Here is a 26,192-nt window from a genome sequence, read left to right on the forward strand (position 1 = left end):
AAAAATCAGCTCAGATGTAAAACGGTCAGGATCACGTCTATCAGCTTGATACCCACAAACGGCACCAGCAGCCCGCCCGCACCATAAATCCACAGGTTACGGCGCAACAGGGCGGCGGCACTCATGGCTTTATAGCTCACCCCTTTCAGCGCCAGCGGGATCAGGAACACAATCACCAGGGCGTTGAAAATGACCGCCGACATAATGGCCGAAGACGGCGACGTCAGGTGCATGACGTTCAGCGCATTGAGTTGCGGATAGGTTGCCGCGAACGCCGCCGGGATAATGGCGAAATACTTCGCCACGTCGTTGGCAATACTGAAGGTGGTCAGCGAGCCGCGTGTCATCAGCATTTGTTTACCGATATGCACCACTTCAATCAGCTTGGTCGGGTTGGAGTCGAGATCGACCATGTTCCCGGCTTCCTTCGCTGCCTGCGTCCCGGAGTTCATCGCCACCGCGACATCGGCCTGTGCCAGCGCCGGCGCATCGTTGGTACCGTCGCCGGTCATCGCCACCAGACGACCTTCTGACTGATACTGACGAATCAATGCCAGTTTGGCTTCCGGTGTGGCTTCCGCCAGAAAATCATCCACGCCCGCTTCGGCGGCAATCGCGGCGGCGGTCAGGCGGTTATCCCCGGTGATCATCACCGTTTTAATGCCCATTTTGCGCAGCTCGGCAAAGCGTTCCTTGATACCGCCTTTGACAATATCTTTCAGCTCAACCACGCCCAGCACTTTCGCGCCTTCAGCGACCACCAGCGGCGTGCCGCCTTTACGCGCCACGGTTTCCACCAGCCCCTCGACGGCTTTCGGGAAGGTACCGCCGTTGGATTCCACATGGCGACGGATAGCGTCAACCGCCCCTTTACGGATGCTGCGGTCACCGACGTTGACGCCGCTCATGCGGGTTTGCGCGGAGAAGGGCACGAAGGTTGCATTCAGCGAATGAATATCGCGTTCACGCAGGTTAAAGCGCTGCTTCGCCAGCACCACAATACTGCGGCCTTCCGGCGTTTCATCAGCCAGAGAGGATAACTGCGCGGCATCGGCCAGTTCCTGTTCCGTCACCTGCGGCGCGGGCAGGAACTGCGATGCCTGGCGGTTACCGAGCGTGATGGTGCCGGTTTTATCCAGCAGCAGCACATCCACGTCACCGGCGGCTTCCACCGCACGGCCGCTGGTGGCGATGACGTTCGCTTCCAGCATGCGGCTCATACCCGCCACGCCAATCGCCGACAGCAAACCGCCGATGGTGGTCGGGATCAGACACACCAGCAGGGCGACCAGCACGGTGACAGTCACCGGAATACCGGCGTGACTGGCGTCAACGCTGAACAGCGAGAACGGATACAGCGTGGCGGTAGCCAGCACGAACACCAGCGTCAGCGCGACCAGCAAAATCGTCAGCGCCACTTCGTTTGGCGTTTTGCGGCGTTTCGCACCTTCGACCATCGCAATCATACGGTCGAGGAAGGTATCGCCAGGGTTCGCCGAACATTCGACCACCAGCCAGTCTGACAAGACGCGCGTCCCGCCGGTGACCGAGGAGAAGTCGCCGCCGGATTCGCGGATGACCGGCGCAGATTCACCGGTAATGGCGCTTTCATCCACCGACGCACCGCCGATCAGCACTTCACCGTCGCATGGCACGGTATCGCCTGCTTCGATCAGCACGTAATCGCCTTTGCGCAGGGTATCGGCGGCGACTTTAATCACCGGCGATTCAGGGCGTGGTTCGTAGATTTTTTTCGCCCAACTGGTTTTCTGCACGCCTTTCAGGCTCTGCGCCTGCGCCTTGCTGCGGCCTTCCGCCAGTGCTTCGGCGAAGTTGGCGAACAGCACGGTAAACCACAGCCACAGCGACACGCTGCCGGTAAAAGCCGCGCTGCCGTCGGTCCGGTGCAGCAGAATTGCCAGCCAGATCAGTGTGGTCAGAATGCTGCCCAGATACACCACGAACATCACCGGATTGCGCCACTGAACACGGGGATCCAGTTTTTTCACCGAATCCAGCAGGGCAGTGCGGATCAGACGGGGTTCAAATAACGCACGTTGTTTACGACTCATCTTTTTAGTCTCTATATTCATCAGTTCAACGAGTTACGCAGCATTACTGTGCTGACCAGACCTGCAAATGTTCTGCCACCGGTCCCAGCGCCAGCGCCGGAATAAAGGTCAGTGCACCGACTAACAACACGGTACCGACCAGCAGACCGATGAACAGCGGGCCGGATGTCGGCAACGTGCCGTTGCCTGCCTGCTGGCGTTTTTTCATCACCAGAGAACCGGCAATCGCCAGCACCGGAATGATGACGCCGAAGCGGCCGAAGAACATACAGGCTGCCAGCAACAGGTTGTAGAACGGCGTATTGACGCTCAGCCCGGCAAACGCACTGCCGTTGTTATTGGCGGCGGAAGACACCGCATACAGCACTTCACTGAATCCGTGCGCGCCGGGGTTTAAAATGCCTGCGCGACCGGCGTCGGTGACCAGCGCCAGTGCCGTGCCGAGCAGCACCAGCGTCGGTGTCACCAGGATTGCCAGCGCGGTCATCTTCATATCGTAAACGTCGATTTTCTTACCGAGATATTCCGGTGTACGGCCAATCATCAGCCCGGCGATAAACACCGTCAGCAGTACAAACAGCAGCATGCCGTACAGACCGGAACCCACGCCGCCGAACACCACTTCGCCAATCTGCATCAGCCACATCGGCACCATACCGCCGAGTGCCGTAAAGGAATCGTGCATGGCGTTGACCGCACCGCACGAGGCCGCCGTAGTGACGACGGCGTACAGGCTGGAGGCCAGAATGCCGAAGCGGCTTTCCTTACCTTCCATATTAAAATTGCTGCTGGCACCAAGTGCTATGAAGTGCGGATTGCCTTTAAGCTCGGCGTACATCACTACCACGACCGACACCACGAAAATCACCGACATCGCCCAGACCAGCGCGTGCCCCTGACGGTTATCGCCGACCACGCGGCCAAAAGCGAAGCACAAGGCACAAGGGATAATGAAGATCGCCAGCATCTGCACCATGTTGGTCAGTGCGGTCGGGTTCTCAAACGGATGGGCAGAGTTAGCACCAAAGAAGCCACCGCCGTTGGTGCCGAGCATTTTGATCGCTTCCTGCGAAGCCACCGGCCCCATAGGTAAGGTCTGTTGCAGGCCTTCCAGTGTGGTGATGTGCTGGTACGCTTCGAAGTTTTGCAGTACACCCTGACTGACGAAAAACAGTGCCAGCAGGAAAGCCACCGGCAGCAGCAGATACAGTGTGATGCGCCATAAATCCGTCCAGGCATTGCCGATGGTGTGTGCTGAAGGGCGTGCAAAGGCGCGGATCAGGGCAAACGCCACGGCGATACCGGTCGCTGCGGAGAGGAAGTTTTGCACAGTCAGCCCGACCATCTGGCTGAGATAGCTCAACGTGCTTTCGCCGCTGTAAGCCTGCCAGTTGGTATTGGTCACGAAACTCACTGCGGTATTAAAGGCCAGATCCCATGACAATCCGCCGAAATGCTGCGGGTTCATCGGCAATACGCCTTGCGCCATCAGCAGCGCCATCAGCACGATAATGCCCAGAATGTTAAATACCATGATCGCCAGTGCATACTGCCACCAGTTCATTTCAGCATTGCTGCTGCCAGACGTGCGTAAAACACCGTTTTCTATGCGCTGAATAAATGCGCCGGGCTGTCCTTCAATCAGTTGAGCAATAAAGTTACCCAGTGGTTTTGCCAGCAGCAAAAGCACCAGCATAAAACTGGCAATCAGTAAGAATCCGGTTGCAGCCATTTAAAAATCCTCCGCATTCAGCAGGGCATAAACCAGATAGCCGAGCAGCAGAAGAACCAGTAATGCGCCGCAGATTACGCCAACACTCACAATCCACCTCCACAGGTGTGTTTTTATGTTGTGGCGAGAATAAGGAAAGGCGGGAAAAGATCCTGAAAAGAAAGCGTTCCTGCGTGTAAAAAAAGTATAAAAATTCCTTCGTCCTTAAAGCCACAGCGGCGTTACCTGCGCTCACTAACCCGAATCACTGACCTGAGTCCGCTCATCGGGATGCTTTCGCCTGCTGCCTTGCTGTTACTCCAATGACTTAGGAATTGGTGGTTAACCTGGGTTACGTATTTATTTAACCATTTTGTAACTCAATTACAGCAACAGGCCAAAATTGGCGAAAATTTACACTTTAAAGTGGTCAGATGAGTAGTAAAATTTCATCAATTGCAGTATATTTTTCACAACTTACAGTTTCCGAAAACTTTCCAAATTGCACAGGAGCAACGCGATGAATGATTACACGCCATACACAATGACCCGCATACTGGCCCGCCGCGCTTTTGTTATCGCTGCCGGTGTTCTGGCCCTGCCGGTCATGCTGTTCCGCGCTGACCGCGCCCGTTTTTACAGCTATTTACACCGTGTCTGGATGAAAACCAGCGATAAGCCGGTATGGCTGAGTCATGCCGAGATGGCGACCCAAGACTTTTACTGATTTAGCTCTCTCCCCTGCGAAGGGGAGGAGCCAGAAACCCCGTTCCCCGCGGGGTTTTTTATTGCCTGTCGATAAACTTGTACAATATTATTTTTATGTATAACTTGTGCTAAAGTTATACATAAGGGTGATGAATCAATGCCACCTCTTACTTTCCTTTCTGGGACACAAGGCGCCGACAATGACGAAAACAATTCCGATTGGTATCAGTGCATGCCTGCTGGGTGAAAATGTCCGCTTTGATGGCGGGCATAAACGTCTGGCGTTTGCCGTAGAGCAACTGGCGCCTTATGTGCGGTTCGAGCCGATCTGCCCGGAAATGGCGATAGGCTTACCGACGCCGCGTCCGGCGCTGCGTCTGGTGAAAATGGATGACAGTATCGTGATGCGTTTCAGCAATGACGAGTGCATCGACGTCACCGAAAAGATGCAGAGTTACGCCGAAAAACGCGTGGCGCCGCTGACCGGCCTTTGCGGTTATATCGTCTGTGCAAAATCCCCGAGCTGCGGGATGGAGCGGGTGCGGGTGTACAGCGCTAACGGTAAAGATGCCAAAAAAGCCGGTATCGGGATGTATACCGCCGAGCTGATGAAACAGCATCCGTGGTTGCCGGTGGAAGAAGATGGCCGGTTAAACGATCCGGTGCTGCGGGAGAATTTTGTTGAGCGCGTTTTTGCGCTGTTTGAACTGAACCAGCTTCGCGAAAGTGGCCTGACGCGCGGCAAACTGATGGCATTTCACAGCCGTTATAAACTCATTTTGCTGGCCCATTCTCAGCCGGAATATCGTGAGCTGGGGCGCTTTGTGGCTGCGATGGCAGAGTGGGATTCCCTTGAGGACTACTTCACTGAATACCGGTTACGGCTGATGAACCTGTTGCTCCACAAAGCCACGCGCCGCAATCACACCAACGTGCTGATGCATGTGCAGGGGTATTTCCGCAAACAGCTGAGTTCGCCGCAGCGTCAGGAACTTGCGGGCCTGATCGACCGCTATCGCCAGGGCATGCAGCCGTTGCTGGCGCCGATCACCTTGCTCAAACATTACATGTCGGAATACCCGGATGCCTATCTGGCTGACCAGCGTTATTTCGAGCCTTATCCGGAAGCTTTAAAACTTCGATACGGACATTAATACGGATATAAAAGGGAAAATATGACCACGCATTTAGTCTGGTTCCGTAATGACCTGCGGATAACCGACAATCGCGCGTTGCATGCCGCCTGTGAAGACCCGCAGGCGCGTGTTATTGCCGTATTTGTTGCCACGCCCGAACAGTGGAAACAACATGAAATGGCACCGCGGCAGGCGATGTTTATTTATCAACATCTTCAGGCGTTACAGCATGCGCTGGCTGAGCGTGGCATCGGTCTGCATTACCACCAGTGTGATGATTTTGCCGACAGCGTGGCGTGGCTGAAAGATTTCTGCAAAACCGAAAAAGTGGATGCGCTGTTTTACAATAAACAGTATGAGTTCAACGAGCGTCAGCGTGATGCGGCGCTGGAGAACGCGGTCAGTGAATCGGTCATCTGCCACGCTTTTGACGACAGTCTGCTGCTGCCGCCGGGTTCGGTAATGACCGGCAATAATGAAATGTACAAGGTTTATACGCCTTTTCGCCGCGCGTTTTTATCCCGCCTGACCGAATCTGACAGCCGTTCGCTGCCTGCGCCACAGGCGCGAGAAAATGCTGAAAAAGTGGTGACACACCGGCTGATGCCGTTCGATTATCCGCTGGCGGATATCGGCGATCATTTTGCGATTGGCGAGGAAGCCGCGCGTAACCGGCTGCGAAGTTTTTGTCGTGAACAGGTGCAGGATTACCTCGAACAACGTGATTTACCGGCGGCCGACGGCACCAGTTCGCTTTCGCCGTATCTGGCCATTGGCGTGCTTTCGCCGCGCCAGTGTCTGAACCGTCTGCGCGCCGAATGCCCGGACGTGCTGGAGAAAACCGACGGCGGCGCGTTCGGCTGGCTGAATGAGCTGGTGTGGCGCGAGTTTTACCGCCATCTGATCGTCGCCTGGCCGAAACTTTGCAAACATCAGCCGTTCGTTGCATGGACTGACAACGTGCGCTGGCGTCATGCGCCCGATGATTTGCAGGCGTGGAAAGACGGGAAAACCGGTTATCCGATTGTAGATGCGGCTATGCGTCAGCTGAATGCGACTGGCTGGATGCATAACCGTCTGCGTATGATTGTCGCCAGTTTTCTGGTGAAGGATTTACTGATCAACTGGCGTGAAGGCGAACGCTATTTCATGTCGCAACTTCTGGATGGTGATCTGGCCGCCAACAACGGCGGCTGGCAGTGGGGTGCTTCGACGGGTACTGACGCCGCGCCGTATTTTCGTATTTTCAATCCGACGACACAGGGCGAACGTTTTGATAAAGCCGGACGCTTTATCAAAGCCTGGGTGCCTGAACTCGCGGATGTGCCGGAAAGAGACATTCATCAACCGCATCGCTGGGCGGAAAAACATCATCGCGTGCTAGACTACCCGCTGCCGGTTATTGATCACGCGCAGGCGAGAAAAGACACGCTCGCGGCGTTTGAGGCGGCAAAAAACCGGTCAGACTGACTTTACTCTCTCACCACGACAAGGAGCGATGTGATGAAAAAATACCTGCTGGCGATGATGCTGGCATGCTGGGCGGGCCAGGCCAATGCGGGATTTGATGTTGTGGCGCTCGGCGTGAACGGCGGCGTCGAAGAAGGTAACCTCACCTCCTATCTGATCCGAAGTGACGATCAAAAACTCTATCTCGGACTGGATGCCGGTTCTGTTTTACCGGGCATCCGCAAGGCGCTGGAGAAAGGCAGTTTTCCGCAGGTCACCGCCGAAAATGCCGCACCGCTGACCCCGCAGGGCGCGGTTTTCCGTAACCTGATTGGCGGATACTTTATCAGTCACGGTCATCTCGACCATCTTGCAGGGTTGATTATCAGCTCGCCGGAAGACAGCAAAAAACCGATTTACGGCATGGCCGATACCATTGGCACGCTGCGTCAGCATTATTTCAATGGTCGCGTCTGGCCGAACTTTACCGACTCCGGCAGTGGTTTACGTATCGGCACCTATCGCCTCAACCAGCAGCGTCCGGCACAGAGATTTTCTCTCGGGCTGACCGGTCTGGACGGCATTATTTATCCTCTGAGTCACGGCGGTACGCCATCCAGCATGATCCTGGTCAGCCGCAATAATCAGTCTTTTGCCTTCTTCGGCGACACCGGCCCGGATGAAGTCGAGAAATCAAAAAATCTCGATACCGTGTGGCGCGTGCTGGGCGATGAAGTGAAAGCACAACGGCTGAAAGGGCTGATTATCGAAACGTCGTATCCCGATGGCGTACCCGACAGCAAACTGTTTGGGCATCTGACGCCGCACTGGCTGCTGAAAGAGCTGGGAACGCTGCAACAATACGCCGGTGGCGAAGGTTCGCTGAAAGGCCTGACGGTGATTATCAGCCACGTTAAACCCAGCCTGAAAGCCGGGGCAGATCCTGAACAGGCGATCATGGCGCAGCTGGAAAAAGGGAATAATCTGGGCGTGAATTTTGTCAGGATGGCGCAGGGTGATAAATTAGAGATCAAGTAGACCATCCATTAATAACGAGAAACGCCATGAATAATCTCCAGCTTGAAAAGCTGATTAATCAGAAACTGGATATCAGCAATTACAAAGATTACGCACCGAACGGATTGCAGGTTGAAGGGCGTCGTGAAGTGCAGCGCGTGGTGACCGGCGTGACGGCGTCGCAGGATCTGCTGGATGCCGCGATTGCTGTCGAAGCTGATGCGGTTCTGGTGCATCACGGTTATTTCTGGAAAGACGAACCGGCTGAAATCCGCGGCATGAAGCGTAACCGTCTTAAGACGTTGCTGGCAACGGATACCAATATGTACGCCTACCATCTGCCGCTGGACGGCCATCCGGAGCTGGGGAATAACGCGCAACTGGCGAAACTGTTCGGTATCGACGTGCAGGGGGAAATTGCCCTGCTGTTGCCGTGGGGCGAGCTGGAAAAACCACTGACCGGTGAAGCATTCCGCCAGCGCATTGAAGTGACGCTGGATCGCAACGTGCTGCACAGTTCACAGAATGCACCTGCCGAAATCCGTCGCGTGGCATGGTGTTCCGGTGGCGGTCAGGGCTACATTCAGAAAGCCGCAGAATTTGGCGTCGATGCCTTTATCAGCGGCGAAGTGTCTGAACAAACCATTCATATTGCCCGTGAAATGGGCCTGCATTTCTTTGCCGCAGGCCATCACGCCACCGAACGTTATGGCGTGAAAGCGCTGGGCGAATGGCTGGCAGCGGAACACGGGTTAGACGTCATGTTCATCGACATCGACAATCCTGCCTAATTTTTCTTTTCGACCGTCTCTTCAGAAACGTTGTCTTCCAGCAGGGTAAACGCCCGCTGTAATCCGGTATCCACTTCGGGGTCTGCGCCCTGCGGTGGATACTTGCTTTCCTCTTCTTCTTCCTCTGCGGCTTCGCTTTCCTCAACCTGCGGTTCCACCACGTTTTCCGGTGCGGGCATGGTTTCCTGAATCATCTGTTCGTCAAACGCCGGGTTTAGCGCAGGCGAGAGCGGGGAACTGCTCAGGCTGTCCGGCATGGCGATGTGCGGAACCGGTGCATCGACCGCCATCTGTGTTTCTTCTTCCTTTTTCGACGTCCGGCTCAGTGCCACAATCCCGGCACCGCACAGGGCAAAAAACGCATACAGGATATTGCCACCCAGCGGTTCGATCAGCGCGCCTACCGCCAGCGGGCCGATACAGGCGCCGACGCCAAAAGCCATCAGCAGACAGGCTGAAAGCGAGACGCGACGCTCCGGTTCGATCATGTCATTGGCGAGTGCGACGATCAGCGGGTACAACGTGAACTGCATCAGGCTGACGACAAAACCAATGGCGAGCAACAGCGGGAATGAGATGTGGCTGAACAACGCCAGCGGCAGGGCGGTAACGGCCAGCAGGATGGCGTTTATGCGCATCAGCATGTTGCGGTTATAGCGGTCGGAAAGCCAGCTGAGCGGGAACTGTGCCAGCAGCCCGGCGAAAATCGCCAGCGCCATAAACAGACCGGTTTGTTGTGTGCTCAGCGATTGCTGGCTGGTGTAAATCGGCGCCAGCCCGTAGAACGAACCGACGACCATGCCAATCAGCAACGTGATAGCCAGCACTTTGGGGATAGCACCAATAAAGAATTTCAGTTCCATCGGCGCTGGCGACATATGGCCGACGTTGGTGCGTGTAGTCAGCGCAATCGGCACCAGGCACAGGGCAAAACACAAGGCAATAACGATAAGCGTACTGACGCCTAAATCGCTGTTGAGCATCAGTACGACCTGACCAAGCGCCATCCCGAGATAAGACGCCACCATATAAAAGCCGAAAACCACGCCGCGCTGACTGGCTTCGGCCTGATCGTTGAGCCAGCTTTCCAGCACCATATATTGCACCATCATGCATAAGCCGATGATCAGGCGCAGCACCACCCAGACCGGGATGATGTCAGTCAGGCCATGGCCCAGCACGGCGGCGGTGATAATGCCGGAGCAGGAAACGTAGGCACGAATATGGCCGACGCGGGCGATCAGGATATGGCCGACTTTGCCGCCGATCACCAGCCCGATGTAGTTGGCTGCGATGATCGCCCCGATCATCGCGCCGCTGACATGAATCGCGGAAAGACGCAGGGAAATGTAAGTCGTCAGCAGGCCGGAACCCAGTAACATCAGTAATGTCGTGGTGTAGAGCGGAAAAAAGAGTGCTAATGGTTTTCTCACAGGCCATCCCTATTGTGTAACGAAGGCGTTATCCAAACGCTAAAAAACAGCAACGTTTCTGAGAGTAGCAGTTGCAGGCGGCGGGCGAAACCTCCGTCGCCTGCGCAAAGAGGCAGATGAGTTGACATCAGCACTCTGTTTCACGCATAACTGATAACAAATCTCACGCTATTGATTCGATGAATAACCCAATGATCCACAACCCTTCTTTAAGGAGTGCCTGAGTGCAACGAGCACGATGTTACCTGCTGGGCGAACGCGCGGTAGTGCTGGAACTTGAACCCCCGGTATCACTGGTAAGCCAGCAACGGATCTGGGGGCTGACGCAACGTTTACAGGATCGCGCCGCGTATCCGGGCGTGCGTGAAGTCATTCCCGGCATGAATAATCTGACGGTATTACTCTCCGAGGCGCAAAGTTCGGCGCTGGATGCCATTGAGCGTCTGCAAAACTGGTGGGAAGAAAGCGAAGCCATCGAGCCTGAATCGCGGCTGATCGAAATTCCGGTGATTTACGGGAAGGCGCAGGGGCCGGATTTGGACAACGTGGCGCGTCATACCGGCATGACGCCGCGGCAGGTCGTCGAATGTCATGCAGGTGCTGATTACATCGTCTATTTTCTCGGTTTCCAGCCAGGTTTCCCTTATCTGGGCGGCATGCCTGCGACACTTGCCACGCCACGTCACGGCGAACCGCGCCTGTCAGTGCCTGCGGGTTCGGTTGGCATTGGCGGCAGTCAGACAGGTATTTATCCTCTTGAGACCCCGGGGGGCTGGCAACTGATCGGCCAGTCGCTCATCGCGATGTTTGATCCGCTGCGGGAACAGCCGACATTATTGCTGCCGGGCGACAGCGTGCGTTTTGTGCCACAGAAGGAGGGCGTATGCTGAAGGTTTTACGCGCCGGGATGTTGTCCACGGTGCAGGATTTAGGCCGCAATGGTTACCGCCAGCAGGGCGTCAGTCAGTCCGGCGCGCTGGATGCCCCGGCGCTGCGGTCTGCCAATCTGCTGGTTGGCAATGACGAAAATGCGGCTGCGCTGGAAATTACCCTCGGTCAGTTCAGTGCCGGGTTTCACCGCGAAGGCTGGATCGCGCTGACCGGCGCCGGTTGTCACGCACAACTTGATGGTAAAGAGGTGTGGACCGGCTGGTGTTACGAAGTGAAACCGGGGCAGGTGCTGACTCTGAAAATGCCCACCCGCGGCATGCGCAGCTATCTGGCAGTTTCCGGCGGCATTGATGTGCCGGAAGTTATGGGATCACGCAGTACCGATCTGAAAGCCAAATTCGGCGGTTTCCACGGGCGTCCGTTGCAGGATGGCGATATGTTGCCCATCGGTGATTCGTTCCGGCAACCGCAAAAAACCGGTGGCATTAAACAACTGCTGTTTGGCAACCGCATTCGTGCATTGCCGGGGCCGGAGTATCAGGAATTCAGCGAGAAGTCGCGCGATGAATTCTGGCGCGCCGCCTGGCAGCTCAGCCCGCAAAGTAACCGTATGGGATACCGTCTGCACGGGCATACCCTGAAACGCGAAACTGACCGTGAAATGCTGTCGCACGGCTTATTGCCGGGCGTTGTGCAGGTGCCACATGGTGGCCAGCCGATTGTTCTGATGGCCGATGCTCAGACCACTGGCGGCTATCCGCGTATTGCCTGTGTTATTGAGGCGGATTTGTATAATCTGGCGCAAATCCGCCTGGGCGAACCGATTCATTTCGTCAAATGCACACCGGAAGACGCGCAGAAGGCCTTACGTGAGCAATCACTCTTTATCGAACAGATTAAACGGGGGCTGCATGGTTGTTGATCTTAACGCCGATTTAGGCGAAGGCTGTGGGAATGACGAGGCGCTGTTGCAGCTCGTCAGTTCAGCCAATATCGCCTGCGGATTTCATGCCGGTGACGCGCAGACCATGCAGCAATCCGTGCGCCGGGCGCTGAAATACGGTGTGGCGATTGGCGCGCACCCGAGTTTCCCTGATCGGGAAAATTTTGGCCGCACCGCCATGCAACTCCCTGCCGAAACCGTGTATGCGCAGGTGGTGTATCAGCTGGGTGCGCTGGCTGCCATCACCCGTGCGGAGGGCGGACATATGGTGCATGTAAAGCCGCACGGCATGTTGTACAACCAGGCAGCAACCGACGCCGTGCTGGCGGATGCCATCGCCCGAGCGGTACATGCGGTGGATCCGGCATTGCGTCTGGTCGGGCTGGCGGGCAGCGAATTAATTCGTGCTGGCGAACGCCTTGGCCTGCAAACCCGTCAGGAAGTGTTCGCTGACCGGCGTTATCAGAACAACGGATCACTGGTGCCGCGCACTCAGCCGGATGCGATGATCGAAAGCGACGAACTGGCGTTGGATCAGACATTGTCGATGATACAGCAACAAAAAGTGCTCAGCCGCGAAGGTGTCTGGGTGCCCGTTAATGCGGAGACTGTCTGTCTGCATGGTGATGGTGAGCACGCGCTGACGTTTGCCCGCCGGTTGAGGCACGCGTTTGCTGAACAGGATATTCAGATCAGCGCAGGCTGATTTTTGCAAAATCTGAGGAGTACCTCTATGCGTAAAGTTTTAGTCACCGGTTTTGAGCCTTTTGGCGGCGAGCGCGTTAATCCATCATGGGAAGTAGTAAAGCAACTGGGCGACCTGGAATTGTCGGGCGCGCAGATTGTGGTTCGTCAGTTGCCGTGCGTGTTCGGCAAAGCCATTGATGCGCTGAATGCGGCGATCGATGAAGTGCTGCCGGAAATGGTGATCTGCGTCGGACAGGCCGGTGGCCGCAATGATTTCAGCATCGAACGCGTGGCGATCAACGTCGATGACGCGCGTATTGCCGATAACGACGGCAATCAGCCGGTGGATGAGGTGATTGTCAGCGACGGCCCGGCGGCGTATTTTTCCACTCTGCCGATCAAGACAATTGTCAACGGATTGCGCGAGTCGGGAATCCCGGCATCGGTGTCGCAAACCGCCGGTACCTACGTTTGTAACCACGTGATGTACGGCCTGATGCATCGTCTGGCGCAGCCTGCCTGTAAGGTGGTGAAGGGCGGTTTTATCCATATTCCTTATCTGCCTGAACAGGCCGCGCATCATCCGGGGGCGCCAAGTATGTCAGTACATACTGTTCTGAACGCCCTTGAGCTGACGATCGCCATCGCGCTGCACACGGAACAAGATTTGAAAATTGCCGGGGGTGCGACTCACTGATGCCTGAAGGTCCTGAAATTCGCCGTGCGGCCGATGTGCTGGCTACGGCGGTAGTGAATAAGCCTCTGACGGATGTCTGGTTTGCGTTTCCTGCGCTGAAACCTTATCAGTCAGCGCTGCGTGGAACCAGAATCACGTCGATTGAAACGCGGGGGAAAGCCCTGCTGACGCACTTTTCCAACGGACTGACGTTGTACAGCCACAATCAGCTTTACGGCGTCTGGCGGGTGGTCAATGCCGGTGAAGTGGCGAAAGAAACCAAACGCTCGCTGCGGGTAAAGCTGGAAACCACCGAAGCGGCGATTTTGCTCTACAGCGCGTCCGAAATCAGTATTTACGATACGGCGGAAATCGAAAAGCATCCGTTCCTGCAACGTATCGGCCCCGACGTGCTGGATGAGCGACTGACGGTCGCACAGGTACGTGAACGGTTACTTTCACCTAAATTCTGCAACCGGCAGTTAGGCGGAATGTTGCTGGATCAGGCTTTTCTGGCCGGGTTGGGGAATTATCTGCGGGCGGAAATTCTCTGGCTGGCGAAACTGCTGCCGGATCATAAACCGAAAGAGCTGAATGACACGGAACGGGATGCGCTGGCCGATGCCTGTTTGTCTGTTGCGCGGTTGTCGTACGCCACGCGAGGTACGATGGATGAAAATGTGCATCACGGCGCGCTGTTCCGTTTTAAGGTATTTGGCCGCACAGGCCAGCCATGTGAACGTTGCGGCGATCCGATCATGAAAACCAGTGTGTCATCGCGACCATTCTTCTGGTGTCCGGTGTGCCAGGTCTGAAAGATAAAAAAGAAAAGGGCACCGGAGTGCCCTTGCTCAGTGTTTTCAGAATCAGAAATTCACTTTGATACCCAGATTACCGCTGTAACCTTCCAGATCTGAATCAAATCCTTTCTGGTAGCGGACGTCTGTATAAATCGTGGTATTTTCACTGAGTTTGCCCGCCAGCCCTGCGCCAGTCTGCCACCAGCTGTCGCTGAATTCCGCTTTAAGCCGTTGAGTCGCGAATTGTACTTCGGGTTCATCGCCAATAGTCGTGACGGCATCCAGCGTCAGATAAGGCGTCCAGGTTGGATTATCCATGAACAACCGCACACCGCCGCGTGCCTGCGCATTACTGGTTGATACGCCGGAGACATTGCTGATGCCATCGTTGAAATCTTCCAGATTCAGATACTGATAAATCACCTGCGCCTGAGGTTCAATTTTCAGATTTTCATGCAGTGTAAAGGGTTTGCCGGCTTCTACTGATAACGCGACGCCATAACCGTCCTGATCGGCATCATGCGTGCTGTCATAGCTGTTTTTATACCAGCTGCCCATACCCACCGCGTCAATGTAGCCGCCATCCTGCGCTTTTAGCGTGTAGTAACCGCTGAGGCTATAGATGTCGCTGTCTACACTGCCAGCTTGTACGGAATATATCGGGTTATTGCTGCGAAGGCTGTCTTCCGCGTCGGTATTCTGACGTCCGAGTGTCACGAGAATACCGGCACTGCGTTCGGTGTTTTCTTCGTTTTTATCCCATATCAGATCCATACCCAACTGCGCATACCAGGTATCGGTATCATAGCTGTAACGGCCTGCGTCATTCTCGGTGTGAGTACCGACAATCCGACCCCATGCGCCGTCTTTATGCAGCACATCACCGCCGGTACGCTGGTGATAAGTGCCAATCGCATCAAAGCCATACTGCATATTCAGCGCCGGTGCCGCGATATATCCCGGCACTTCCTCACGCCATGGCTGGATGTCGTCGGATGGCGTCGGAGTTGGGTTCACATCCGGATTGGCGTCCGGATTCGCGTCCGGATTATCATCTGGCGTTGGATCAGGCGTTGGATCAGGCGTAGGGGCAGGGATCGGCGTTGAACAATCATAATTAGCGCAGGTGCTCAGATACCAGTTTTCACCCTCACCGGTGGTGATATCACCTTTACGCAGCCCGTAGTTGAACGCACCCGCTGAGACAGAATTCCCCAGCGTGAAGGCATTGGTTCCCTGTGTATTGGTTCCATCCACGGTAACCACTTCAATCCCGTTGCCCTGTGTATAGTTACCGTTGCCGCCTGTGCTGGTGACAAACAAGGTATTTTGACCGGTAATGTCGCCCGTTACGTGGATCTTGTCTGTCGGCGAGTTGCTGTCATCCAGATAGGTATTGATACGGTATGTGCCGTCGCCGGTCATATTGCTGTTCACGGTAAGTTCAGAGTATTCATTACCGTTATGTGTGAAGAACGTGGTGCCACCGGAGTTCATCTGCGAAATCGTGGAATCACCGGTCAGCGTCCACCGGCTGGAATCGTCGATATTAATGCTGTTGGTACTGGCGGTGATGCCTTGCCATTCAGAGCCGCTGTTAAGATAGACATCCACAACACTGCCGGTATCGGCAATGATATCGCCTTCCATATAAGAATTACTGGCAGATAAATTCACCTGACTTTGCGCGGTAACGCCCGTATCAGTATCTGTGAAACTTCCGGCTCTCAGCAGAATACCGTTTCCGCTTTGCACGGTTGACCGGTTGTTCACGTTAATCCGGGTATTGGCACCTGCAGCCAGTATTCCCTCACTGGTGGCGCTGCTGACAAGGCTGTTACCCAGCGTCACGATAGCCTGATGATCTGCATCAAAACCCTGCGTATAGATGCCATTTGCGAATGCACCGGAGGCCGATAACTCGCTGTTGCTGATGGTCATCTGGCTGTTGGCGTAGGAACGGACAGCGGAAGCCCCTTCGCCGGTAGAAATCCCCGTAACCGCATTGGCATCAAGGGTAGAATCATTCATCGCAACCAGCAGATTACTTCCCGTACCGGTTGTGGTGATCTCAGCGGTATCAAGTGCCATAGCCCCGGAGCCTGTGGCTAAAGCAGCGGCTGAACGGGTACCTTCGGTCTTGAGCACTATATTTTTGGCCGTTAGCGTTGCGCCCTGACTGGCAAAAAAACCGATGTTATTATTGCCTGTCGTGGTGTAGGTCCCGCCTGTCAACGTCACATCGCTATAGGCGTTGCTATTCACCATGATATCGTCAGTGCCGGTCATTTCGACGTTGCCGTTTATTATGTCAACGGTAGTTCTTTTGGCATCGCTGGAACCTGACGCATAAATGACATTTTGGGAACCTGCAGAGTTTTGTTTAACCGTGAGATTTTCAATGCTCAATGAGGCGTCAGAAACGGTGAGCGCATGTTTTGCGTTAGTTAATTCTATGTTTACATTACTCAGGTTCACCGATGCACCCGACTGGATATTAATTCCCTGTGCCTGAGCGGCATCACTGGTGATACGTATATCATTACCTGTTAATGTTGAACCGACATCTGAGACATAAATAACACTGCTGTCATCTTTACCCGTACGGATGTCGGTATTATTAATTTCGGCTGATGCGCCAGTAATAATGTTAAATGTTTTGCTGGAATCTGTTGTGCTGACATCAGCATAATTAAGGATTAACTTACCTCCGCTAATAATATTGAATGCATAAGCTTCGCTGCCGGTCGTGGAAACCACGGATTGAACGGGCACTGGCGAAGGTATTCCGGGAATAGTGATTTCACCATCAACAATAACTTCTGTACCCGCGCCGGTGATGGTGTAAGCGTGATCGCCCGTACCCGTCGTAGCGAAACTCAAGGCATCAGCAGGGGTTATGCCCGTTGAAAATGTGGTTGTTGCAAGTGCAATAGATGACGGTAATAAAAGACTAAAGATGGCGCTCGATAATAATGTTTTTTTAAATGAATGCGGGTGTTCCCGATATTCTTCCATGTCAAAATGTCCTTTGTTTTAATAATGGCGTGTTTATCTTACATGTTTCATTAATACGCTTTTTTAATTGGCGGATTGCAATGAATCATATTGTTGATGACTATGAGTTTATTGTCAGATGAATTTCGGGGGGATGGTATATCACGGAAGGATAAGCGTCAAATATTGGTACTGATATATTGAATCGTTAATTTATGCTTAATATATAATTAAGGTCTCTTTGGGTTGAATAAATAAAAAGGCCAATGAATTATTCATCGGCCTTGTATATTAGGACAGGAGGGAATTATTTTTTCAGCTGAGAATGGAAATCGCGTTTGTCATAGCCGGTATAAAGCTGGCGAGGACGGGCAATTTTGATACCTTCCTGATGCATTTCGCTCCAGTGAGCAATCCAGCCAACAGTACGCGCCATCGCGAAGATCACGGTGAACATGGAAGAGGGAATACCCATGGCTTTCAGGATGATGCCGGAGTAGAAATCGACGTTCGGGTACAGTTTCTTCTCGATGAAGTACGGGTCGTTCAGTGCGATATGTTCAAGCTCCATCGCTACTTCCAGCAGGTTGTCTTTCAGATCCAACTCTTTCAGCACTTCATGACAGGTTTCACGCATCACGGTTGCGCGCGGGTCGTAGTTTTTGTAAACACGGTGACCAAAGCCCATCAGGCGGAAAGAATCATTCTTGTCTTTTGCACGTTTCACAAATTCAGGGATGTGATCAACGCTGCTGATTTCTTCCAGCATTTTCAGTGCAGCTTCGTTCGCGCCGCCGTGAGCCGGTCCCCACAAGGACGCGATACCGGCAGCAATACAGGCGAACGGGTTAGCGCCAGAAGAACCGGCGGTACGCACGGTGGACGTGGAGGCGTTTTGCTCATGGTCAGCGTGCAGGATCAGAATACGATCCATCGCGCGTTCCAGAATTGGATTCACTTTGTATTCTTCACATGGGGTGGCGAACATCATGTGCAGGAAGTTACCTGCATAGGACAGGTCGTTGCGCGGATATACAAACGGCTGGCCGATAGAATATTTGTAACACATGGCAGCGACGGTCGGCATTTTAGACAGCAGACGGTAAGCCGCGATTTCACGGTGACGTTCGTTTTCTACGTCGATGGAGTCGTGATAAAAGGCGGCCAGTGCGCCGGTGACGCCACACAGCACAGCCATCGGGTGAGAGTCGCGACGGAAGCCGTGGAACAGACGGGTGATTTGCTCATGCACCATGGTGTGACGGGTGACATTGGTTTTGAATTCATCGTACTGTTTCTGAGTCGGCACTTCGCCGTTCAGCAGCAAATAGCTCACTTCAAGGAAAGTGGACTCCTGTGCCAGCTGGTCAATCGGGAAACCACGGTGCAGCAGAACGCCTTCGTCACCGTCGATATAGGTGATTTTGGACTCGCAGGATGCAGTAGAGGTGAAACCGGGGTCATAAGTGAAAAGACCTTTAGAACCGAGGGTGCGGATATCCACTTCATCCTGGCCCAGTGTGCCGGACAGCACGTTTAGTTCAATCGGGTCGTGACCTTGTAGGGTAAGTGTCGCTTTCTTATCAGCCATTTACAGTCTCCTTAGCGCCTTATTTTTAAAAATCAGTAACAACAGAAATGCCTGGAAGCGACGCCTTGTAAGGTCATTATTATTGTCAGCCTTAGCTCTGCGATCGAATGGGAAGGGAACGTAGAGCTGAGTCGAAGTGCAGTCTCAGACTGCTCTGTGACAAACAAGCGGCGTTTCATCGTTGTTAACGATTCGGTAAATCATTACTGTTCTGTCGCTCAGTACCTGTGAAGAGTATGAGGATTTACACAATCACCACTTTTGCATAACTTGAGCCGTCAGGGAAGACCCTGCATTGCGATTGTGTGATCCACTGATTCTTCAGAAACTTTCACCATTTTGGTGCGTGAAGGCGAAGCCGGTATGTGCGCAGAATCACAGTCCTATAGGGATAGTTCATTTGTAATGGAAATGTTGATCAAATGTCAAACTGGATAATTTATTTCGTGTCTTTTGTGAAAAATGGGAGCTAACTCACTGTTTCGGAGAAATGTGAATAAAGCATTTGTAGGGCAATTGTAATAGGAATGTGATCAACCTATACTCCTACAAGGTCTCCGGGCAATCCGAAGTAGGAGCACCCAGCACTCTCTTTTTTGTCTCAGATTTTATGAAAATGGACTTAAAGGAAAACACATTTCTGCGCCGTTTAAGCACATCGGATGTCGTTGTTTGAGCGCGTGAAATGTTGGGCTTTTAGCTCAGCTTTCCAACGTTATTGGTTCTGTGGGGAGGCGGTAAGTCAACGCATCCACAACGACAAGAACGAAGGAAAGGGTGCTGTCTGACATACTGCTCCGGACCGGAGGAAAAATAATAAGAGCTGTGTGGGCAAAACCGTGAAAAAACAAAGACCTGTCAATCTGGATCTGCAAACGATCCGGTTTCCTGTTACTGCGATAGCGTCCATCTTACACCGAGTCTCTGGCGTAATTACCTTCGTCGCCGTCGGTATCCTCCTCTGGCTGTTAGGCCTGTCTCTCTCTTCTCCTGAAGGGTTTGCGCATGCTGCCGCCATCATGAATAGCTTCTTCGTCAAATTCATCTTTTGGGGAATACTCACTGCGCTGGCCTATCACGTTTGCGGTGGCGTACGCCATTTGCTGATGGATTTTGGCTATATCGAAGAGAGTTTGGCTGCCGGTACCCGTTCTGCCCAGGTGGCAATCGGGCTGACCGTCGTGCTGTCAATTCTGGCTGGAGTTCTCGTATGGTAAGCAACGTTTCTGCGTTAGGGCGTAATGGTGTGCACGACTGGCTGTTACTGCGTGCTTCCGCAATTATCCTCACCCTGTATATCCTCTATATTCTGGGCTTCGTGGTTCTGGCTCAGGAACTGACATTTGATGTCTGGCATGGCTTCTTCTCTTCCTCCATCACCAAAGTATTCACACTGCTGGCGCTGCTCTCAATTCTGATACACGCGTGGATCGGCATGTGGCAGGTGTTAACGGACTATGTGAAACCGCTGGCTGTCCGGCTGATGCTGCAACTGGCTATCGTCGTGGTGTTAGTGGTTTACCTACTTTACGGAACAATTGTTGTTTGGGGAGCGTAGTAAATGAATCTGCCAGTCAGAGAGTTTGATGCTGTCGTCATCGGTGCAGGTGGCGCCGGTATGCGTGCCGCGTTACAGATTTCACAAATGGGGCTGTCTTGCGCCCTGATTTCAAAAGTCTTCCCGACCCGCTCCCATACGGTGTCCGCGCAGGGCGGTATCACCGTCGCGCTGGGTAACACCCATGAGGATGACTGGGAATGGCACATGTACGACACCGTAAAAGGTTCCGACTATATCGGTGACCAGGACGCCATTGAATATATGTGTAAAACCGGGCCGGAAGCGATTCTGGAACTCGAACACATGGGGCTGCCTTTCTCCCGTCTTGAAGATGGCCGCATTTATCAGCGTCCGTTTGGCGGCCAGTCGAAAAACTTCGGTGGCGAGCAGGCGGCACGTACTGCGGCCGCCGCTGACCGTACCGGTCACGCCTTGCTGCACACGCTGTATCAGCAAAACCTGAAAAAAGGCACCACGATTTTCTCCGAATGGTATTCACTGGATTTAGTGAAAAACCAGGACGGCGCGATCGTCGGCTGTACCGCAATCTGCATTGAAACCGGCGAAGTGGTGTACTTCAAAGCCAAAGCGACCGTACTGGCGACCGGCGGCGCAGGCCGTATTTACCAGTCCACCACCAACGCCCACATTAATACTGGCGACGGTGTTGGCATGGCGTTACGTGCAGGTGTTCCGGTGCAGGACATGGAAATGTGGCAGTTCCACCCGACCGGTATCGCCGGCGCAGGCGTTCTGGTGACAGAAGGCTGCCGTGGTGAAGGCGGTTATCTGCTCAATAAAGACGGCGAACGTTTCATGGAACGTTATGCGCCGAATGCCAAAGACCTGGCGGGTCGTGACGTGGTGGCGCGTTCCATCATGATCGAAATCCGTGAAGGCCGTGGCTGCGAAGGTCCGTGGGGCCCGCACGCTAAACTGAAACTCGATCATCTGGGTAAAGACGTTCTGGAATCCCGCCTGCCGGGCATCCTTGAACTGTCGCGTACCTTCGCACACGTCGATCCGGTGAAAGAACCGATCCCTGTTATCCCAACCTGTCACTACATGATGGGCGGCATTCCGACCAAAGTGACCGGTCAGGCGCTGCGTGTTAACGCACAGGGTCAGGATGAAGTGATTCCGGGTCTGTTCGCGGTGGGTGAAATTGCCTGCGTATCGGTACACGGCGCTAACCGTCTCGGTGGTAACTCACTGCTGGATCTGGTGGTGTTTGGCCGTGCGGCGGGTATGCATCTGCAGGAATCTATCACCGAACAGGGCGAAAGCCGTGATGCTTCTCAGGACGACATTGATGTATCTCTGGAGCGTCTGAACCGCTGGAACAACACCCGTTCAGGTGAAGATCCGGTGGCTATCCGTAAAGACCTGCAATCGTGCATGCAGAACAACTTCTCGGTATTCCGTGAAGGTGATGCGATGGCGAAAGGTCTGGAAGAACTGAAAGTGATCCGCGAGCGTCTGAAATCTGCCCGTCTGGATGATACGTCCTCAGAATTCAATACCCAGCGCGTTGAGTGTCTGGAACTGGATAATCTGATGGAAACTGCGTTCTCCACCGCTGTCTCTGCAAACTACCGCACTGAAAGCCGTGGTGCTCACAGCCGTTTCGACTTCCCTGAGCGTGATGATGCGAACTGGTTGTGCCACACGCTGTATCAGCCAGAAACAGAAAGCATGACCCGCCGTGAGGTGAACATGCAGCCTAAGCTTCGCGCGGCGTTCCCGCCGAAAGCGCGTACTTACTAGGGCGGAGCGGAGACAGATTATGAAAATTGAATTTTCGATTTATCGCTACAACCCGGACGTTGATGACGTGCCGTACATGAAAGATTACGTGCTGGAAGCTAAAGAAGGGCGCGATATGATGTTGCTCGACGCGCTGATTTTGCTGAAAGAACAGGATCCGACGCTGGCTTTCCGCCGCTCATGCCGTGAAGGTGTTTGCGGGTCAGATGGCGTCAACATGAACGGCAAAAACGGCCTGGCGTGTATCACCCCCGTCTCGACGTTGCGTAACGGCAGCAAGAAAATTGTAATCCGTCCGTTGCCGGGGTTACCGGTTGTCCGTGACCTTGTAGTAGACATGGGACAATTCTATAAGCAGTATGAGAAGATTAAGCCTTACTTGTTGAATGATGGGAAAAATCCTCCGGCGCGTGAACATTTGCAAATGCCGGATGACCGCGAAAAGCTGGACGGATTGTACGAATGTATTCTCTGCGCCTGCTGTTCAACGTCCTGCCCGTCTTTCTGGTGGAATCCCGACAAGTTTGTCGGTCCGGCAGGTCTTCTGGCCGCTTACCGTTTCCTGATCGACAGCCGCGATACCGAGACACAATCGCGCCTTGACGATCTGAATGATGCTTTCAGTGTATTCCGCTGCCACAGCATCATGAACTGTGTGAGTGTATGTCCAAAGGGGCTGAACCCGACCAAGGCTATCGGCCATATTAAATCGATGCTGCTACAACGCGGTGCCTGATTGATAAGCACGCACAGCGGGAACTCAGGTTCCCGCTGTTATTTAGTTACCACCGGTTTTTCGCTTTCTTTAGTTACAAATGTGGTAACTGAGGTGGGGATAGCAAATAATTAATTTTTTAATAACAAAGTAGCAACAAGTGCAACAAAGTTGCGCCTGACTGGAGTAAGATAGCCGGGTCAAAAACCGGGAGATAAAAATCCCCCGAAAGGCAGCAGAAATAAGCAGGGTAACTTCAAAAATCAGTCACGCGCATGGCGGATTTCTGAAGGTTCCTTGAAGAGCCAACCGCTCAACCAACGAACTGTTTTAGTATGGAAAACCGTTTTACCGCGGTGTATCACGGTCATTATTATTAACCACGGCGAAAACTAAAGCTTCAAAGCTTAAGGGATCACGATGCAGAACGGCGCAATGAAGGCCTGGCTGGATTCCTCCTATCTGGCGGGTGCAAACCAGTCTTACATAGAGCAACTCTATGAAGACTACTTAACCGATCCTGGTTCCGTTGACGATAGCTGGCGTTCGATTTTTAAACAGCTACCAACAGTGGGTGTGAAACCAGAGCAACTCCATTCTCAAACTCGGGACTACTTCCGCCGCCTGGCGAAAGACGCGTCACGTTATAACTCCTCCATCAGCGATCCGGAAACGGATGCCAAGCAAGTCAAGGTGCTGCAGTTAATCAACGCCTTCCGCTTCCGTGGTCATCAGAACGCAAACCTTGATCCCCTCGGCCTGTGGAAGCTGGACGCCGTGCCTGATCTGGACCCGGCGTTCCACCATCTGACTGAAGCTGATTTCCAGGAAACCTTCAACGTCGGTTCATTTGCCATTGGCAAGGAAACCATGCAGCTCGGCGAGCTGTATAAAGCCCTGAAGCAAACCTATTGCGGTTCCATTGGTGCGGAATACATGCACATTACCAACACTGAAGAGAAACGCTGGATCCAACAGCGAATCGAATCCGTGGCAGGTCGTGCGAGCTTCACCAATGATGAGAAGAAAACGTTTCTTAAAGAGCTGACCGCTGCAGAAGGTCTGGAGCGTTATCTGGGGGCGAAATTCCCGGGTGCAAAACGCTTCTCACTCGAAGGTGGCGATGCGCTGGTTCCGATGCTGAAAGAAATGATCCGTCATGCCGGCAAAAACGGAACCCGCGAAGTCGTGCTGGGTATGGCGCACCGCGGTCGTCTGAACGTACTGATCAACGTGCTGGGCAAAAAACCTCAGGACCTGTTCGACGAATTCTCCGGTAAGCATAAAGAACACCTGGGCACCGGTGATGTGAAATACCACATGGGGTATTCGTCTGATGTGGAAACCGAAGGCGGTATGGTTCACCTGGCGCTGGCGTTTAACCCGTCGCACCTGGAAATCGTCAGCCCGGTGGTCATCGGTTCTGTTCGTGCCCGTCGTGACCGTCTGGACGAAGCGCGCAGCAACATGGTTCTGCCAATCACCATTCACGGTGACGCGGCCATTACCGGTCAGGGTGTGGTTCAGGAAACCCTGAACATGTCGCTGGCACGCGGTTATGAAGTGGGCGGTACCGTGCGTATCGTCATTAATAACCAGGTGGGCTTCACCACCTCGAATCCGAAAGATGCGCGTTCTACCGATTACTGTACCGATATTGCAAAAATGGTGCAGGCACCGATTTTCCACGTCAATGCCGATGACCCTGAAGCGGTGGCTTTCGTGACCCGCCTGGCATTGGATTTCCGTAACACCTTTAAACGTGACGTCATGATCGACCTGGTTTGCTACCGTCGCCACGGCCATAACGAGGCCGACGAACCTAGCGCAACCCAGCCGCTGATGTACAACAAGATCAAGAAACACCCGACGCCACGCAAGATTTATGCTGATGTCCTGACTGAGCAAAACGTAGCCAGCCTCGAAGATGCCACGGAAATGGTCAACCTGTACCGCGATGCGCTGGATGCCGGTGAATGCGTGGTGGAAGAGTGGCGTCAGAATGACATGCACACTTTCACCTGGTCACCGTATCTGAATCATGAGTGGGATGAGGCTTATCCGAACAAGGTCGAGCTGAAACGCCTGCAGGAACTGGCGCGTCGTGTCAGCCATGTGCCTGATGCTATCGAAATGCAATCCCGCGTTGCCAAGATTTACGGCGACCGTAACGAGATGGCCGAAGGCAATAAGAAGTTCGACTGGGGTGGCGCGGAAAATCTGGCCTACGCTACGCTGGTAGATGAAGGTATTCCGATTCGTCTGTCCGGTGAAGATACCGGCCGCGGCACCTTCTTCCATCGCCATGCGGTGATCCATAACCAGAAAAACGGTTCCGTGTACGTGCCGCTGGCCAATATTCATAACAGCCAGGGCGAATTCAATGTCTGGGATTCCGTGCTTTCCGAAGAAGCGGTGCTGGCCTTTGAATACGGTTACGCGACCGCTGAACCGCGCACCCTGACCATCTGGGAAGCGCAGTTCGGTGACTTCGCCAACGGTGCACAGGTGGTTATCGACCAGTTCATCAGTTCCGGCGAACAGAAATGGGGCCGCATGTGTGGTCTGGTGATGCTGCTGCCGCACGGCTACGAAGGGCAGGGGCCGGAGCACTCCTCCGCGCGTCTGGAACGTTATCTGCAACTTTGCGCTGAGCAAAATATGCAGGTATGTATCCCGTCTACCCCGGCGCAGGTTTACCACATGATCCGCCGTCAGGCACTGCGCGGTATGCGCCGTCCGCTGATCGTGATGTCACCGAAGTCTCTGTTGCGTCATCCTCTGGCGGTTTCTACGCTTGAGGAGTTGGCTGACGGCAGCTTCCTGCCAGCGATTGGTGAAGTCGACGAACTGGATCCGAAACAGGTTAAGCGCGTGGTGATGTGCTCCGGTAAGGTTTATTACGACCTGCTGGAACAACGTCGCAAAAACGAGCAAACCGATGTGGCGATTGTCCGCATCGAACAGCTTTACCCGTTCCCGCACAAGGCAATTCAGGAAGTGCTTGAGAAATTCTCACACGTTCATGATTTCGTCTGGTGTCAGGAAGAGCCACTGAACCAGGGCGCGTGGTATTGCAGCCAGCACAATTTCCGTGAAGTGATTCCTTTCGGGGCTTCTTTACGTTACGCAGGACGCCCGGCCTCTGCCTCTCCGGCAGTGGGCTACATGTCCGTTCACCAGAAGCAACAGCAAGATCTGGTTAACGATGCGCTGAACGTTAAATAACCGCGTCGGTGTCAGTTAA

The 26,192-nt window shown here is 53.8% G+C and carries 21 protein-coding genes; 15 read left to right on the plus strand and 6 right to left on the minus strand.

Annotated elements, in window-relative coordinates:
* Window positions 1–5: 5 nt before the first annotated feature.
* From kdpB to ABIC79_RS12355, 3 genes are read right to left on the minus strand one after another with little or no spacing between them, the layout of a single operon-like run.
* The gene (kdpB, locus tag ABIC79_RS12345; protein ID WP_013576458.1) at window positions 6–2,072 is read right to left on the minus strand and encodes a potassium-transporting ATPase subunit KdpB; all 2,067 of its coding nucleotides are present in this window, start codon (window positions 2,070–2,072) and stop codon (window positions 6–8) included.
* A 43-nt stretch (window positions 2,073–2,115) separates the two neighbouring features.
* The gene (kdpA, locus tag ABIC79_RS12350; protein ID WP_013576457.1) at window positions 2,116–3,804 is read right to left on the minus strand and encodes a potassium-transporting ATPase subunit KdpA; all 1,689 of its coding nucleotides are present in this window, start codon (window positions 3,802–3,804) and stop codon (window positions 2,116–2,118) included.
* Window positions 3,805–3,894: a K(+)-transporting ATPase subunit F gene (locus tag ABIC79_RS12355; protein ID WP_071823630.1), complete on the minus strand. Its 90-nt coding sequence runs from the start codon at window positions 3,892–3,894 to the stop codon at window positions 3,805–3,807.
* Window positions 3,895–4,303: 409 nt separating this feature from the next.
* On the opposite strand from ABIC79_RS12355, the gene ABIC79_RS12360 reads away from it, so the two are divergent.
* The 5 genes from ABIC79_RS12360 (at window position 4,304) to ABIC79_RS12380 (ending at window position 8,884) form a co-directional block, all read left to right on the plus strand.
* On the plus strand, window positions 4,304–4,510 hold the full coding sequence (locus tag ABIC79_RS12360) for a YbfA family protein (RefSeq protein WP_013576456.1): 207 nt from the start codon (window positions 4,304–4,306) through the stop codon (window positions 4,508–4,510).
* A 181-nt stretch (window positions 4,511–4,691) separates the two neighbouring features.
* Window positions 4,692–5,645, plus strand: a complete 954-nt coding sequence (locus ABIC79_RS12365) for a YbgA family protein (protein ID WP_166860561.1) — start codon at window positions 4,692–4,694, stop codon at window positions 5,643–5,645.
* Between the two features lie 21 nt (window positions 5,646–5,666).
* A complete protein-coding gene (gene phrB, locus ABIC79_RS12370) occupies window positions 5,667–7,097 on the plus strand; it encodes a deoxyribodipyrimidine photo-lyase (protein ID WP_166860558.1) in 1,431 nt (476 codons plus the stop codon).
* A 33-nt stretch (window positions 7,098–7,130) separates the two neighbouring features.
* Window positions 7,131–8,114 (plus strand): MBL fold metallo-hydrolase, encoded by a 984-nt coding sequence (locus tag ABIC79_RS12375; RefSeq protein WP_166860557.1) that lies wholly within the window; start codon window positions 7,131–7,133, stop codon window positions 8,112–8,114.
* Between the two features lie 26 nt (window positions 8,115–8,140).
* Window positions 8,141–8,884, plus strand: coding sequence for a type 2 GTP cyclohydrolase I (locus ABIC79_RS12380; RefSeq protein ID WP_013576452.1), 744 nt, complete (start codon window positions 8,141–8,143; stop codon window positions 8,882–8,884).
* On the opposite strand, the gene ABIC79_RS12385 is transcribed toward ABIC79_RS12380, so the two are convergent.
* Entirely contained in the window at window positions 8,881–10,266 is a 1,386-nt protein-coding gene (locus ABIC79_RS12385) for an MFS transporter (RefSeq protein ID WP_254309119.1), read from the minus strand. The two genes, ABIC79_RS12380 and ABIC79_RS12385, sit on opposite strands and share 4 nt — an antisense overlap.
* A 275-nt stretch (window positions 10,267–10,541) precedes the next feature.
* Between ABIC79_RS12385 and pxpB the strand changes: the two genes are divergently transcribed.
* From pxpB to nei, 5 genes are read left to right on the plus strand one after another with little or no spacing between them, the layout of a single operon-like run.
* Complete coding sequence (gene pxpB / locus ABIC79_RS12390) at window positions 10,542–11,207, plus strand: 5-oxoprolinase subunit PxpB (RefSeq protein ID WP_166860555.1); 666 nt, start codon at window positions 10,542–10,544, stop codon at window positions 11,205–11,207.
* Window positions 11,201–12,130 carry a 5-oxoprolinase subunit PxpC gene (gene pxpC, locus ABIC79_RS12395; RefSeq protein ID WP_112151670.1) on the plus strand — a complete coding sequence of 310 codons (930 nt, stop codon included), beginning with the start codon at window positions 11,201–11,203 and terminating at the stop codon, window positions 12,128–12,130. Before pxpB ends, pxpC begins: the two co-directional genes overlap by 7 nt.
* Window positions 12,120–12,857: a 5-oxoprolinase subunit PxpA gene (gene pxpA / locus ABIC79_RS12400; protein ID WP_013576448.1), complete on the plus strand. Its 738-nt coding sequence runs from the start codon at window positions 12,120–12,122 to the stop codon at window positions 12,855–12,857. The genes pxpC and pxpA overlap by 11 nt, the downstream gene beginning before the upstream one ends.
* Window positions 12,858–12,884: 27 nt before the next feature.
* Window positions 12,885–13,535, plus strand: a complete 651-nt coding sequence (gene pcp, locus ABIC79_RS12405) for a pyroglutamyl-peptidase I (RefSeq protein WP_013576447.1) — start codon at window positions 12,885–12,887, stop codon at window positions 13,533–13,535.
* A complete protein-coding gene (gene nei, locus ABIC79_RS12410; protein ID WP_037037099.1) occupies window positions 13,535–14,329 on the plus strand; it encodes an endonuclease VIII in 795 nt (264 codons plus the stop codon). Before pcp ends, nei begins: the two co-directional genes overlap by 1 nt.
* Window positions 14,330–14,380: 51 nt before the next feature.
* Here nei and ABIC79_RS12415 read toward each other — a convergent pair whose 3' ends face one another.
* A complete protein-coding gene (locus ABIC79_RS12415; protein WP_354567261.1) occupies window positions 14,381–17,197 on the minus strand; it encodes an autotransporter family protein in 2,817 nt (938 codons plus the stop codon).
* A gap of 421 nt (window positions 17,198–17,618) precedes the next feature.
* A complete protein-coding gene (locus tag ABIC79_RS12420; RefSeq protein WP_013576444.1) occupies window positions 17,619–18,902 on the minus strand; it encodes a citrate synthase in 1,284 nt (427 codons plus the stop codon).
* A gap of 827 nt (window positions 18,903–19,729) precedes the next feature.
* On the opposite strand from ABIC79_RS12420, the gene sdhC reads away from it, so the two are divergent.
* The 5 genes from sdhC to sucA all read left to right on the plus strand — a co-directional run bounded on the left by sdhC (window position 19,730) and on the right by sucA (window position 26,173).
* The gene (gene sdhC / locus ABIC79_RS12425; protein ID WP_013576443.1) at window positions 19,730–20,119 is read left to right on the plus strand and encodes a succinate dehydrogenase cytochrome b556 subunit; all 390 of its coding nucleotides are present in this window, start codon (window positions 19,730–19,732) and stop codon (window positions 20,117–20,119) included.
* The gene (gene sdhD / locus ABIC79_RS12430) at window positions 20,113–20,460 is read left to right on the plus strand and encodes a succinate dehydrogenase membrane anchor subunit (RefSeq protein ID WP_013576442.1); all 348 of its coding nucleotides are present in this window, start codon (window positions 20,113–20,115) and stop codon (window positions 20,458–20,460) included. The genes sdhC and sdhD overlap by 7 nt, the downstream gene beginning before the upstream one ends.
* Before the next feature lie 3 nt (window positions 20,461–20,463).
* Window positions 20,464–22,230 carry a succinate dehydrogenase flavoprotein subunit gene (gene sdhA, locus ABIC79_RS12435; protein ID WP_013576441.1) on the plus strand — a complete coding sequence of 589 codons (1,767 nt, stop codon included), beginning with the start codon at window positions 20,464–20,466 and terminating at the stop codon, window positions 22,228–22,230.
* Window positions 22,231–22,249: 19 nt separating this feature from the next.
* Entirely contained in the window at window positions 22,250–22,966 is a 717-nt protein-coding gene (locus ABIC79_RS12440) for a succinate dehydrogenase iron-sulfur subunit (RefSeq protein WP_013576440.1), read from the plus strand.
* A gap of 399 nt (window positions 22,967–23,365) precedes the next feature.
* A complete protein-coding gene (gene sucA, locus ABIC79_RS12445; RefSeq protein WP_013576439.1) occupies window positions 23,366–26,173 on the plus strand; it encodes a 2-oxoglutarate dehydrogenase E1 component in 2,808 nt (935 codons plus the stop codon).
* Window positions 26,174–26,192 lie beyond the last annotated feature (19 nt).

The sequence above is a fragment of the Rahnella sp. 2050 genome (assembly GCF_040544515.1).
In the GTDB taxonomy this organism is placed as follows: Bacteria; Pseudomonadota; Gammaproteobacteria; order Enterobacterales; family Enterobacteriaceae; genus Rahnella; species Rahnella aceris.

Excerpts from the sequence above, each read along its gene's own strand:
- ABIC79_RS12365 (WP_166860561.1), top strand. The coding sequence starts at position 4,692 with ATGACGAAAACAATTCCGATTGGTATCAGTGCATGCCTGCTGGGTGAA.
- sdhD (WP_013576442.1), top strand. The coding sequence starts at position 20,113 with ATGGTAAGCAACGTTTCTGCGTTAGGGCGTAATGGTGTGCACGACTGG.
- sdhA (WP_013576441.1), top strand. The coding sequence starts at position 20,464 with ATGAATCTGCCAGTCAGAGAGTTTGATGCTGTCGTCATCGGTGCAGGT.
- sucA (WP_013576439.1), top strand. The coding sequence starts at position 23,366 with ATGCAGAACGGCGCAATGAAGGCCTGGCTGGATTCCTCCTATCTGGCG.
- ABIC79_RS12440 (WP_013576440.1), top strand. The coding sequence starts at position 22,250 with ATGAAAATTGAATTTTCGATTTATCGCTACAACCCGGACGTTGATGAC.
- phrB (WP_166860558.1), top strand. The coding sequence starts at position 5,667 with ATGACCACGCATTTAGTCTGGTTCCGTAATGACCTGCGGATAACCGAC.
- kdpA (WP_013576457.1), bottom strand. The coding sequence starts at position 3,804 with ATGGCTGCAACCGGATTCTTACTGATTGCCAGTTTTATGCTGGTGCTT.
- kdpB (WP_013576458.1), bottom strand. The coding sequence starts at position 2,072 with ATGAGTCGTAAACAACGTGCGTTATTTGAACCCCGTCTGATCCGCACT.
- pcp (WP_013576447.1), top strand. The coding sequence starts at position 12,885 with ATGCGTAAAGTTTTAGTCACCGGTTTTGAGCCTTTTGGCGGCGAGCGC.
- pxpC (WP_112151670.1), top strand. The coding sequence starts at position 11,201 with ATGCTGAAGGTTTTACGCGCCGGGATGTTGTCCACGGTGCAGGATTTA.
- ABIC79_RS12420 (WP_013576444.1), bottom strand. The coding sequence starts at position 18,902 with ATGGCTGATAAGAAAGCGACACTTACCCTACAAGGTCACGACCCGATT.
- ABIC79_RS12360 (WP_013576456.1), top strand. The coding sequence starts at position 4,304 with ATGAATGATTACACGCCATACACAATGACCCGCATACTGGCCCGCCGC.
- pxpA (WP_013576448.1), top strand. The coding sequence starts at position 12,120 with ATGGTTGTTGATCTTAACGCCGATTTAGGCGAAGGCTGTGGGAATGAC.
- ABIC79_RS12380 (WP_013576452.1), top strand. The coding sequence starts at position 8,141 with ATGAATAATCTCCAGCTTGAAAAGCTGATTAATCAGAAACTGGATATC.
- ABIC79_RS12385 (WP_254309119.1), bottom strand. The coding sequence starts at position 10,266 with ATGTTACTGGGTTCCGGCCTGCTGACGACTTACATTTCCCTGCGTCTT.
- nei (WP_037037099.1), top strand. The coding sequence starts at position 13,535 with ATGCCTGAAGGTCCTGAAATTCGCCGTGCGGCCGATGTGCTGGCTACG.
- ABIC79_RS12375 (WP_166860557.1), top strand. The coding sequence starts at position 7,131 with ATGAAAAAATACCTGCTGGCGATGATGCTGGCATGCTGGGCGGGCCAG.